The organism is Photobacterium lucens, from assembly GCF_009873615.1.
Classification (GTDB): Bacteria; Pseudomonadota; Gammaproteobacteria; order Enterobacterales; family Vibrionaceae; genus Photobacterium; species Photobacterium lucens.
This window is the reverse complement of the sequence record NZ_SSMG01000156.1, coordinates 1-12,626: the sequence shown is the minus strand read 5'-3', so window position 1 is coordinate 12,626 and position 12,626 is coordinate 1. Positions and strand designations below refer to the sequence as shown.

Here is a 12,626-nt window from a genome sequence, read left to right as displayed (position 1 = left end):
GCTCTGACATATAATTCCTAAATATTACAATGTAATATACACAATCCGTTGTTTGAGTTGAAAATGGAAAACATCCCATTTTCTATCTTTAGTATAATTTCATAATCTAAATATAACCTGAACATACCTAAGGTCTTTATTTATATACTTGCCTGTTTTGTAAGACTTTCTTTTAATTTGCGATCACAGACAAAGTTTTTAGCGCATACAGTAACAGTATTAAAAAAATACTTATCTGATGATCTCATTTCTAATCCATAAAAATTGAAGTTGTTAATGAATAAAGTGATCATGGCACTTCAATGTCACATAATGGATTGTTGTGAAGAAGAATATTTATGGGTAATTTAACAAAAGTATCGCTAGCATTTATTCCTTTAATCACTTCATTTCATACCCAAGCCGAAGTTAACACTCCTCGAATTATCAAATTATCGCCAGAGAAACTCACTCAACATAATATTGATCTACCATTAAACCAATTTAAGTCCTTAGAAATATTAGCAACCAAGAACGTGAGTACCAGCCAAGTCCCCCGCCCTTATCAGCAAGATGACACATCAGTTAATGGCTCTTTATTTGGCGTCGATCTTAATAACAACGGTATACGAGACGATTATGAGCGAATGCTACTAAAAAGTTATCAACGTTCAGAATACGTCGCGATGGGTATTTTAGCCGCTGAACGCTGGGACAAATTACTGCGTCTTTTACAGTCACAAGACACAGTAAAAACACAGTATCAGGCATTAGAACTTTTTAATGATAATATCGCAATTAATCAGTGCTATTACTCTTTACAACAAATTGACAAAACACTTGTCTCACCCGTATTGAGCTACTTCAACAATGAACAATTACTAGAAGCAAAGTACCAAGCTGAATTGTTACTGCTTGATATTATTGGTAACAAGCAAACAAGTTTTACTTTCCATCAAGAACCTTGCGAGCGATTTGCTGAATTTGCTAAGAAGTCGAAAACAACCAAATTTGCAGCCTTATAACGCACTCTGCTCATATAATGATTTTGCTTACAAATAAGCCAAGTTATCAAGTCAGTGATTTGTGGTAGTATCTCCGCTCTTACTTGTATAATACGCCAAATATTATTGGCTATCATAGAGATACATAATCTAATGAATAAACTTTTCACCTTTCTAAAAGGCATGGCTATGGGTGCTGCTGATGTTGTACCTGGTGTTTCTGGTGGCACCATTGCTTTCATCACTGGCATCTACGACACCCTGCTTGAGAGTATTCGTCGTGTTAACCCTTCTCTAATTGGTATTATTCGTAAAGATGGTATTAAAGGTGCTTATGAGCATATCAACGGTACCTTTTTGATCTGCCTATTCGGCGGTATCCTTACCAGTATCTTTACCTTAGCAAAATTCATTACTTGGATGCTTGAAACCCATCCAATTCCACTATGGTCTTTCTTCTTTGGTCTAATCATCATTTCTGTTATCCATATGTTCAAACAAGTGGATAAATGGACGATTAGCCGCTTCATTGCCATTGTTTTTGGTGCAGTGTTTGCTTATGGCATTACAGTACTTCATCCAGTTGCGATGGAACCAACACCAATTAACGTATTAATTGCAGGCGCTATTGCCATTTGTGCCATGATCCTACCAGGTATTTCAGGTAGCTTTATTTTGTTACTACTTGGTATGTACGCACCGATCCTTGCAGCAGCAAAATCATTTGATGTTGTTACACTTGGTACATTCGCAATCGGCTGTTTGGTTGGCTTATTGAGTTTCTCTCATTTCTTATCTTGGCTACTTCGTAGCTACCGAGATCTTGCTTTAACTTTTCTAACCGGTTTAATGATCGGAACATTAAGTAAAATCTGGCCATGGAAAGAAGTCGTCAGCTGGCGTGTTAACTCACACGGTGAGCAAGTACCGCTGCTTGAGCACAACTTATCACCATTTAGCTTTGAACAAGTAACAGGACACCCTGCTTTAATCACTTATGCAGTCATTGCCATGATCTTAGGTATTGCTGTGGTATGGGGATTAGAGAAGTTTGCAGCGGCAGAGCAAAAGTAATATCAAATAAACAACATCTAAAGGCAGCCAGTGAGCTGCCTTTTTTTTATCTTTAAACCCGACCTCACAAAAGTATAAAACTTGCCTACACTTATCTTTAAGCTAAACACATAATCGAATTTTACTGTTGTGCTTGTTTAAGGATAAACAAATGAAATACCAATGGATGATTCTGTCACTCGCGTTAATTGCTGGACTAACCACCAGCTATATCCTTGATAGTCGTGATCCAAACCTTTCTAGTGAGCCTGACTACCCAATCAATATATTAGAGTCTGGCGATACAGCCATTGACCTGTATAACCCTACAGATAGCAGAGTTCGTCTAGTGTATTTTGGCTACACACAATGCCCTGATGTTTGCCCGACTTCGCTTGCAGTCATGTCTGCCGCATTAAAGCAGCTACCATCAGAACAACTAGCGCAGATCTGGCCTGTTTTTATTACCTTAGATCCTGAGCGTGATGACGCCACGACAAGCGCTAATTATGCAAAACATTTCCATCCTATGATTTCAGGTATGACAGGTACCAATAAACAAACAGAAGCTTTAGTAGAAAAATATGGCGTACTAAAAATACGAACAGAGCTAAAAGATTCAGCTCTTGAATATGCGATTGATCACAATTCCTATTTTTATTTCTTATCACCAGAAGGTGAACTCATTGAGAAAATTCCACATCTTCTCAACCCTGCACCATTGGTTAATGCAATACCTGATATTATCAAACAAGTACCTAGCTCATAATTTGATCAAACGATAACAACAAAATGCACAATGATTCATAATCCAAAAAGATGGATGTCAATTTTAGTGATTAGCGGTTTTAACGTGTGTGTGAAACATCTCACAAAAATCGTTTGCATTTTCGTTCATTTATTCGCCTGTTATGTTTCATTTTTTTTTAATCGTATTTTTTTACATAACGCTGACTTATTATTTTTGTAACAGTCATAAATATGCCTCCAGCCCTTATTACAAGCGGTGTTGCGCATAGTTAGTCACAAATACAGTATGAAAATTTAATGTTAGATTTGTATATTTTTTATCCGAAAAATCATATTGAACGCGATTTTTTTGAACTTAGCCAAAAAAATTAATGAGCAATTTTAAGAAGTTATGCCATAATGAATTTGCCAACTCAAACTTTCACACTCAGTTGTAGTGGCAAAATCAATATGGAGATTTATAAAAAATGAAACGTACTGTATCTATCTTAGCTGGTGTTCTACTATCTGCATCTCTAGTAGGTTGTTCAAGCACTGACGCAGACCAAATGCAACAACTAACTAACAAAGTTGACACTCTAGCAGAGCAAGTAAGTGCACTACAAGGTCAACAAGACCAAATCGTTAGCGCAGTAAACGATTCTCGTGCAGCATCAGACGCAGCTTACCAAGAAGCAATGCGTGCTAACAAGCGTATCGACAACATTGCTGGTTCTTACACTAAGTAATTTGTCTTAGGCTAGATACTTAGAGAGATGGCTTTTATGCCATCTCTTTTTTTGTCTTGAATAAATAGCCTTTCAAACCATTCACCATACCTATTTCGCATTAATGGTTGCCATGTAATATCATGTTACTACAAACATTAATATGCCTTATTGCTTCTAACTCAATATAAAATACGGCACAAATTTAGCTTAAGATGTAATAAATTAGTCTTTTATTGCGCAGCTAAAAAACGAGCTTTATGACTTCCCTGCAGTTACTGCTTACTCATTTTTTCCGAATAACAACGCAACGATTATCAGCTTAAACGCCCATATAACAGCATTTCAATTTTGCCTAACATAATCGTATGCAATGCTCTCTACGCACTTATTAGAACATTAAGCTAGGTTGGTACGTACAAAATAAAAAGTACTTTAGAAAGCGTTTCACGTTATTGAAAGCAAAAAAAAAACGAGAGCATCAGCTCTCGTTTTAGATATCAATGAAAAAATCAGTTTAATACTACTGGAATACCAGATTGTTCATCTAATGCTTTATTTAGGACTTGGTAAGCATCATTGTCATAGTTTAGATCTTCAATTAGCTGCTTCGGTGCAGTTACCACTTTCTTCTCACCGATTTGAGACTCATCTTTTGACAATGGTGAATGCACTTCTACGATGATCTTACCATTTGGCTCTACCGAATATTTTACTGGCTGGTTGATAATACGTACTTGTGTCCCTAATGCGACATGAGGGAACAACCACTCCACATCCCATGGGTTCATACGAATACAGCCACCACTTACACGCATACCGATACCAAAATCTTTATTCGTACCGTGGATCAAATATTCACCATGACCATAAGCCAAACGCATTTTGTAATCACCAAGTGGATTATCAGGCCCCGCTGGAACAACAGCAGGAAGAATATCACCACGTGCAGCATGTTCTTTACGGATAGATGCTGGCGGAGTCCACGTTGGATTTTTCACCTTTTCATTAATTGTTGTTGTCATACTTGGCGTTTCACGCCCAACTCGACCGATACCAATAGGGAAAATATAAACTTTTGATGCATCGTCTTTGGGGAAGTAATACAAACGCAGCTCGGCGAGGTTTACAACAATGCCTTTATGAGCCACGTCAGGTAACACAACTTTGGTAGGGATCTCTAATAAACGTCCAGGAGCAGGAAGAAACGGATCAATGCCTTTGTTTGCAGACATCATACCAAGGAAACCAACATTATACTTGTTGGCGATATCAGCAAGGCTGTCTCCCTTTTGTACTTCGTAGTAATTAGGTGTACCAACGATATTACTACCATCGGTTGGTAACTGATATTCAATTGCATTTGCTGCAGATGAAACCAAGCAAGTGAGTGAAAGAAGTAATGCGCGGTACAAAACGACGTCTCCGTTAATAATTTTCTGAGTGTTGCAACAAATCAATTATTGCTGTTATAGCGAGTAAAACACTTAACTACTAACTATAAACAAATCTCTACAATCCATAGTACTTTATAAAGACCAATTCTACTAGCATAGCAATATGCAGAACATTAGCCTAATTCTGTATAGTCAATCATTTACATAGCTTAACTATACAGATAAGTGTGATTATATCTTTATAACTACGTAACTTCGAGATATGAAATTCAGTATATTGAAGTCACTTAAGGGTATTACTATACCGTTAATATGAAAAAAGAGCTGTTAGGTTACGGTTAAACCTCAACAGCTCTTCATTTTATTTCACTTTTTTTGAATAACTTACAGCGCATATTGCTGAATAAGCCCTTTCCACTCGCGTCGTTGTAATTCTAAACGCTCTTTCATCGACTTATATTGCTGCACAAACTCAAAATTATCGTAACTGTTTGCAAGTTTCTGCTTTTCTAACTCAAGTAAACGTTTCTTCGCTTGATAGTAATCTGAAATTTTGGCTATCAATGCGTTATATTCATCTTCTAAATGCGACATCCTAGCCATGCTGTTTGGCATTGAGCTTAGGTGCTGCTGAATACGAGTAAACTGCATTTTCGCTTTGGTTTTCTCAATACGATCGGCCGGCGTCACTTTTAAGTTCTTTGTCCAACCTATCCATGAGCATGATTTGATCAACCATTTCGTTGGATCAAACTGCCACCAGCAAATACCATTTCGATAATCATTCTCGAAAATATGGTGGTAATTATGGTAACCCTCACCAAAGGTTAATAATGCCAGAAATCCATTATCACGGGCGGTATTTCTATCAGTATATGGCTGAGAGCCCCAAATATGCGCCAGCGAATTAATGAAAAATGTCGTGTGATGACTTAATACCAAACGTAAAACACCGACAAGCAATAATGCGCCCCATACATCACCATGGATCAAACCAAAAGCTAATGGGAACCCTAGGTTAGTCGTAATCGCTAACGGTAAATAATACTTATGCTGCCACATCACGATGCTATCTTTTTGCAGATCTCGGCAATTATCATAATCATGATAACGGCTTGCTTGGTATGCACGAAGCATCCAACCAATATGGCTGTAGAAGAACCCTTTTTTCGCTGAATACGGATCTTTATCGTTGTTATCAACGTGACGGTGATGGATACGATGATCTGATGACCAATGCAAAATGCTATTTTGCAACGCAAATGCACCACCAATTGCAAAAATAAAACGCAAAACTGCATTCGCTTGATACGTCTTATGTGACCATAAACGATGGTAACCTGCTGTTATTGACATGCCACAAAAGCTAAATGCCAAAAACAACATCGTAATTTGTAACCAATCAAAACCATAGTGATAGGCATAAAGCGGCACCCCCACTAAAGCAACCAAGAAGGTCACACTAAATACGGCTACGTTTAACCAAATGACGGGAGGTTTTGGCTGTTGAGTTATCATCCTTATTCTTACTCTATACTCAGCGTACACATGTAAGCCAGAATATAGGTAAATTTCAGACTATCAAGTGACAAGCTGTTATTTACACTAAGGCTATTTTACTAATGTGATACCTGCCACATCATAGCGGGCAGTATTTCGCTGATAATAATGACTATTTGTCTGATAGAAGCTCGCTGGCATCGCATCTTTCAAACCTTGTTTATCCAATATTGAATGTTCAATTCGAGTCAATACGACATATTTCAGCTTTTCATCAAGCAGTTGACGTAGCCCTTCAATGGTTAAATCATCATCCCTTACCATGGCTTTCATCATTCCAACTAACACTGAAAATGGCACCAGCATATCTCTTACTAGCAATTTACGATCCACTACGCCTTGAGATTGTGTTGTCCTAATACCTGTATCAAAAATCGCCTCCCAATCAGGCTTATCGTGCTTAGTCACAGCTCCATGAGTGAAACAATAATATGCCTCAATGAATGATTTTAAATGATGATAACGCTCGGCATACACTTCCAAATATATGTGCTGTAATTCCAAATCAGCATTAAATTGGCTCACACTTGCCATAGTTTCCTCAACACTCAATAAACAATTTATTTTATACATTAAACGGCAAACAGATTTGCTAGTTCAACTACTACAACAGCACAAAAGATTATTAGCTCAATTAAATAGCATTATTTGCAAAAATTTTAACTTTTCTGTGAAAGATAATCGGTACTCGGTAGGTCTATTTACTTGTACCGATTATCAGAATTAGAAAAGGAACGCTATGTTAATTAAGAACACAAACAAGTGGGATTTGCGTGAAAGCGATGTCACGCCAGAACCTATTTACCGCCAACGACGTGATATTCTAAAGAAGTTAGGTATTGCTGCGGCTACCCTTCCGTTAGCGTCAAATGCTACAGCGGGTATTTTTGATGTGTTCAGTTCAGATGATCAAAAGAATGCTATCGATAATCGTCGCTCGTTAACCACGATAAAATCATCATTATCCGATCCAACACTCTCACTCACACCTGAGAAAAAAATTCTTCAGTACAATAATTTCTATGAGTTTGGTACCGATAAAACCGATCCAGCAGAACGCGCTAAAAACTTTATTACCAATCCTTGGCAAGTAAAAATCGATGGTTTAGTCAATAAACCACTAACGTTAGATTATGACGATCTATTCTCGTCATTTCCGTTAGAAGAGCGTATTTATCGCTTACGTTGTGTCGAAGCATGGTCAATGAATATTCCGTGGATTGGCTTTAGCCTTGCAGACATCATCAAGCGTGCCGATCCTACTAGCAAAGCCAAATATGTTGCTTTTCAAACCTTATACGATCCTAAACAAATGCCAGGACAAGCTTCACGTTCGCTAGGTGGTGGTATTGATTATCCTTATGTCGAAGGTTTACGTTTAGATGAAGCGCTTCATCCTCTAACCCTACTTTCCGTTGGCTTATATGGTAAAACCTTACCACCTCAAAACGGAGCACCACTACGTTTAGTTGTACCTTGGAAGTACGGATTTAAAAGTATTAAGTCGATTGTTCGCATTACCTTAACTGACAAACAACCACCAACTACATGGAATATCCTCGCACCGAACGAGTATGGTTTTTATGCCAATGTAAACCCTAACGTCGATCACCCTCGTTGGAGTCAAGCCAGCGAACGTTTTATCGGTGAAGGCAGCTTATTTAGTAGCCGACGTCAGCCAACGGCTATGTTCAATGGTTATAGCGATGCTGTTGCGAGTCTATACCAAGGCATGGATTTGAGAAGGAACTACTGATGACAAACACAAGCACTTATAACCGCAGGTTTAAATTAAAGCCAGTGCACATTACTTGGCTAAAAGTGGTAATTCACGCTATAAGTTTATTGTTTGTCGCTATACTGATAATACAAACATTCAATGGTGGTTTTGGTGCAGATCCTGTCAAAGGCATAGAACATTACACCGGCAAAGCTGCACTAAATACACTCTTTCTCACTCTTCTTATTAGCCCAATTGCGCGTTGGGGAAAACAAGCAACACTCGTTAAAGTGCGTAGAGTACTCGGCTTATACAGCTTCTTTTGGGCGCTACTCCATTTAAGTATTTATGTATCACTGGATTTAGGATTCGATTGGGCATTGATTGGTGAAGAAATTATCCAACGCCCGTATTTAGCTATTGGTGCTATTAGTTGGATCATATTGTTGCTTCTCACGCTGACATCAACGCAAAAGATACAAAGAAAGTTAGGGGCTCGCTGGCAACAATTACATAACTGGGTTTATGTTGCACTGTTTCTAAGCCCTATACATTATCTTTGGTCTGTGAAATCTGGTATTACTGAATCTGTTATTTATCTTATTATCGCTTGCGCCCTACTATACTGGCGAAAAGACAAACTGAAACGCTGGCTATTTAAATTGGGGACTAATAGAAATCAAAAAAACTCGATAGCTAGTTAAAAGACAACCGAATTAAACCGATTTAAGTGAATGCTTTTCACTGTCTAGTAACCTGTACCTAAATCCCAATTGGTACAGGTCTTTTTTTTGAATTCTCTGTCAAAAATTATCAAATCTTCATGTATTACATGACATTACAAAATTATATGCTACGATGAATATCTCGCATTTTGAGTATTTATTGTGTTTAGTTATCCCATGCAGGTCATTCATTTTGTTCAGTGATATTTTAGCAACCAGTGTTGAGCAACTCGCTCATGACTGTATGTTGCTATGTGAGCAACACTATCCGACCATTCATAGCCGTGGGATGCAGGAAAACCACCTCGCAAAAACACTGTGTCGTCGTATTATCACTAACGCTGCGCAAAAAAATATCCCCTTAACAGCCAAACGTATTGAAGATAGCCATTTGATCTCACAGGCGATTTATCGTCTTCAACACGGTAACACCTGTATTTGGGTGATTGCACATCATTTTGTTAGCGCCAATAAAGCAAGACGTGAAGCCTTACTCAACACCATCGCCCTATTGCAGCAAAACTTTGCCCAAGATGAGCAACATTATCTTATGATCGTTGCTGATCATTGGTTTGATCGAAGTAAAGCGAGTAAAGAAATCCCAGCTTGGTGGATAGGTGAGTTGCCAGCTAATCATCAAGACTACGCCACTGTTGGAATTAAACTTCAAGCTTGTGATGATTCATTAGCAAATAGCGTAACGCAACGCTTCAACTACTCAGGTGGAAGTATGGCATTACAGCATCCCTTTCAAAGAACAGATGATCACTCGCCTGTTTTACGTTATCTCTTCCTAACAGCAATTTATAAGATTGACTAAGTTGTAATAACCATCGAAAATGCGCCAACTTTTTGGACTGATCGACTGAATAACGTTTATTTCCTACATTATTCATCGGTTGCTAGTGCGATATTTCACTATCGCTTTACACGGAAGTCTTTATGTCTGGCTCATTAGCGCAACCTTTATCCCTACGCGACGATTCTATATTTCGCTTATTCTGGCGTTACACCCTTCCTACCATTGCAGCCATGTTGGTTACAGGCGTTTACGTTGCCGTTGATGGTATGTTCGTTGGTCACTTTATTGGTGAAGGCGGCCTTGCTGCCATTATCCTCGGTTACCCAATTGGCTCTATTCTTTATGCGCTAGGTGCATTAATTGGTATGGGTGCTTCTGCATTGGTATCAATTAAACTCGGTGAAAATAAAACAGAAGAAGCGCGAAACATTGTCGGCAATGCCTTCAGTCTTTGTTTAATAGCTTCTGTGATCTTTTGTGGCTTGGGCATTAGCTTCGGTAAAGACATTCTGCAATGGGTCGGTGCTGAAGGTAAAATTCTCACCATGGCAACAGATTACCTATTCTGGTATTTCAGCATGGGCTTCTTTGCTATTCTTTCAATGGCATTTTCATCGCTATTACGTAACGACGGACAGCCCAATCGTGTCACCTATATTATGATCTTTGGTGGTGTCCTGAATATCTTCCTTGATTGGCTACTGATTGTTGTGATCCCTTGGGGCTTAACGGGAGCAGCCATTGCGACTATGCTTTCACAAGCGGCAACCAGTGCACTGTGTTTACAGCATTTCTTTAGTGATAAATCCTCACTGCGTATTCACTGGGATAGCCTAAAGCTAAAACTTGATACCTGCCTACAAATCTTAAAACTCGGTACATCAAGCTTATTAATGTATATGTACCTTTCTGTGGTACTGATCCTGCACAACAAAGCTTTTTTGATGGTTGGTAAGCCAATTCATGTCGCAGCTTACGGCATAGTGAGTTATACAGAAGCGTTTTTCTATTTGATCTTCGAAGGCATTGCATTAGGCACTCAACCAATCACTAGCTTTAATACCGGTGCAGGATTAAAAGATCGCGTCATCAAAGCCCGTAATCTTGCCTTTGCCGTCACTCTTGCCGTTGCAGCCATTGGTATTGCTGTACTTTATAGCTTCCCAGATTATGTGGTGTATTTGTTTGCTGGTGATAATGCATTACTACAACCTGTCGCAACGAATGGCATGTTCCTTTACTTCTGGGGGTTACCATTTGAAGGCATGTTACTTGTAGGCGCGACTTACTTCCAATCGATCAACATGCCAAAAGAAGCCTCAATCTTAACTGGCGGCAAGCTATTACTGATCTCAGTTTTTATCTTTGTTTTAGCTCATCTATTTGGCGTAAACGGTGTTTGGGTAGCATTACCTATTTGTAGTTTGCTTCTAACCAGTTGGATGATTATTAAAATCAGGAAGATTTGACCGTTAGCTCGGTAGTTGGTATTTAACATCACTGCCGTTTTCTGTTGCATGATGATTATCGACAATTTTAGTGAGGAAAAAACCTAAAATAAAAATAAAAAAAACAAAAAAATTAATATAAACAACTGAATATTAAGGCTTTATATTCAATCCTTACTTATCATTCCTATTCACTTAGCATTCCCATTATTCCGCATTAATCTAGCTCTCGTTCCAAAGGCACTGGTTACTTTTCTGAATCCTTATAGTAACTGGTACTTTTGGAACATATTAAATTTTAATGATAACGAGTAAATAAGAATGAAAAAAATTCTAACGCCTGTGGCAATCCTAGTTTCAACTTTTGCAGTAACAGCTGCCCATGCTGAAGCAAAGATTGATTACTTTGCTGGTATAGATGCTGGTGTAAATTTTGGTGGCAAGCAAAGTACGAAAAATTTTGCGAATAAAAATGATAAGGAAAGCAACTATAGTCAAAAGGCTAAAGCTGCAGGAGTGTATGGTATCCATGGGGGGATGACTATTGATGATCATCATCGTGTAACTCTTGGATATAATCACAGCGAACAAAAACTAAAGGAAATAGCTAAAACTAAAGGATCAAAAGGCCATCTAGGTAGAAACGGGGTCGCAGGAGAAGAAGCCGGTGTCGATACGTTAAAGTTACAGTATGACTATGTTTACAATTTAACGAATAATATTAATCTTACAGGTGGTGCTCACTTAGGCTATCAGTGGTATGGGAAATCTAAGGAAACGGGTCGATATGCACCTAAAAATGCCGAAAAAGATAATACTGATTCTATGAATGGCATGCTTTATGGTCTACAAACAGGTATCGAATATAACCTAGACCAGTGGACATTCGGTACTGAGTTAGGTTACTCATGGAAAGATCAAAACCTTAGCGCCGTCGGAGCTAAAACTAAGAATTCTGGTGAAGGAACCTTCTTAACAAGTGTTTCTTACCACTTCTAAAAATTCATAACGATCCAGCTCTTAAGGCCATTAGAAAGGAATCTAATGGCCTCTTCCTCTAATAAATCGTAGCCCCTTTGAGGAAATTAATCGTTAACGTCAACTCTTATTATTTTCGTTTTATTTTTTTCAATGAGTGGATTTGTGATATTGCCCTATTGACTTGAGAGCAACACTTTATATTTTAAAAAGGCTTGTTGTAAAAATTTGATAATGTCCCAATATATTCACATGATCTTAGAAACTGGGTAGACAATGGCACTGAATCAGACCATGTACCTATTAATAAACTCATTGTCGCCACCGGTGAATTTAAAACGAAACGAGCATGGTCAAAATTCAGGGATTTAAATCATTACAGATGATGAACAAAGGACTAAAAACGTTTATCAGAGTCAATAGAAAACGTTTTATAACGATAATTGTAAGTTGCTAAAAGTATAATAATTAAAAGTTTGATTTAAAAAATAAAATAGGACTTA

12 protein-coding genes are annotated in these 12,626 nt (G+C 38.1%); 9 read left to right on the top strand and 3 right to left on the bottom strand.

Annotation, left to right across the window (positions count from 1 at the left end):
* Positions 1-338 precede the first annotated feature (338 nt).
* From E5A76_RS07305 to E5A76_RS07290, 4 genes are all read left to right on the top strand, one after another.
* Complete coding sequence (locus E5A76_RS07305; RefSeq protein ID WP_161118524.1) at positions 339-1,004, top strand: hypothetical protein; 666 nt, start codon at positions 339-341, stop codon at positions 1,002-1,004.
* Positions 1,005-1,136: 132 nt separating this feature from the next.
* On the top strand, positions 1,137-2,057 hold the full coding sequence (locus tag E5A76_RS07300; RefSeq protein ID WP_161118523.1) for a DUF368 domain-containing protein: 921 nt from the start codon (positions 1,137-1,139) through the stop codon (positions 2,055-2,057).
* Positions 2,058-2,208: 151 nt separating this feature from the next.
* Positions 2,209-2,805 carry an SCO family protein gene (locus E5A76_RS07295; protein ID WP_053989006.1) on the top strand — a complete coding sequence of 199 codons (597 nt, stop codon included), beginning with the start codon at positions 2,209-2,211 and terminating at the stop codon, positions 2,803-2,805.
* A gap of 448 nt (positions 2,806-3,253) precedes the next feature.
* Entirely contained in the window at positions 3,254-3,514 is a 261-nt protein-coding gene (locus tag E5A76_RS07290; RefSeq protein ID WP_008989251.1) for an Lpp/OprI family alanine-zipper lipoprotein, read from the top strand.
* A 491-nt stretch (positions 3,515-4,005) separates the two neighbouring features.
* On the opposite strand, the gene E5A76_RS07285 is transcribed toward E5A76_RS07290, so the two are convergent.
* The 3 genes from E5A76_RS07285 to E5A76_RS07275 form a co-directional block, all read right to left on the bottom strand.
* Positions 4,006-4,908, bottom strand: coding sequence for a L,D-transpeptidase family protein (locus E5A76_RS07285; protein WP_053989005.1), 903 nt, complete (start codon positions 4,906-4,908; stop codon positions 4,006-4,008).
* Between the two features lie 366 nt (positions 4,909-5,274).
* Positions 5,275-6,408 carry a fatty acid desaturase gene (locus E5A76_RS07280; RefSeq protein WP_053989004.1) on the bottom strand — a complete coding sequence of 378 codons (1,134 nt, stop codon included), beginning with the start codon at positions 6,406-6,408 and terminating at the stop codon, positions 5,275-5,277.
* A 93-nt stretch (positions 6,409-6,501) separates the two neighbouring features.
* Positions 6,502-6,984: a hypothetical protein gene (locus E5A76_RS07275; RefSeq protein WP_053989003.1), complete on the bottom strand. Its 483-nt coding sequence runs from the start codon at positions 6,982-6,984 to the stop codon at positions 6,502-6,504.
* 205 nt (positions 6,985-7,189) lie between these two features.
* On the opposite strand from E5A76_RS07275, the gene msrP reads away from it, so the two are divergent.
* The 5 genes from msrP to E5A76_RS07250 all read left to right on the top strand — a co-directional run bounded on the left by msrP (position 7,190) and on the right by E5A76_RS07250 (position 12,144).
* Positions 7,190-8,206: a protein-methionine-sulfoxide reductase catalytic subunit MsrP gene (msrP, locus tag E5A76_RS07270; RefSeq protein WP_161118522.1), complete on the top strand. Its 1,017-nt coding sequence runs from the start codon at positions 7,190-7,192 to the stop codon at positions 8,204-8,206.
* Positions 8,206-8,874 (top strand): protein-methionine-sulfoxide reductase heme-binding subunit MsrQ, encoded by a 669-nt coding sequence (msrQ, locus tag E5A76_RS07265; protein ID WP_161118521.1) that lies wholly within the window; start codon positions 8,206-8,208, stop codon positions 8,872-8,874. The genes msrP and msrQ overlap by 1 nt, the downstream gene beginning before the upstream one ends.
* A gap of 214 nt (positions 8,875-9,088) precedes the next feature.
* A complete protein-coding gene (locus E5A76_RS07260) occupies positions 9,089-9,715 on the top strand; it encodes a hypothetical protein (protein WP_161118520.1) in 627 nt (208 codons plus the stop codon).
* Positions 9,716-9,837: 122 nt separating this feature from the next.
* Positions 9,838-11,166: an MATE family efflux transporter gene (locus E5A76_RS07255; protein ID WP_161118519.1), complete on the top strand. Its 1,329-nt coding sequence runs from the start codon at positions 9,838-9,840 to the stop codon at positions 11,164-11,166.
* A 300-nt stretch (positions 11,167-11,466) separates the two neighbouring features.
* Positions 11,467-12,144 (top strand): porin family protein, encoded by a 678-nt coding sequence (locus E5A76_RS07250; protein ID WP_161118518.1) that lies wholly within the window; start codon positions 11,467-11,469, stop codon positions 12,142-12,144.
* Positions 12,145-12,626: the final 482 nt, after the last annotated feature.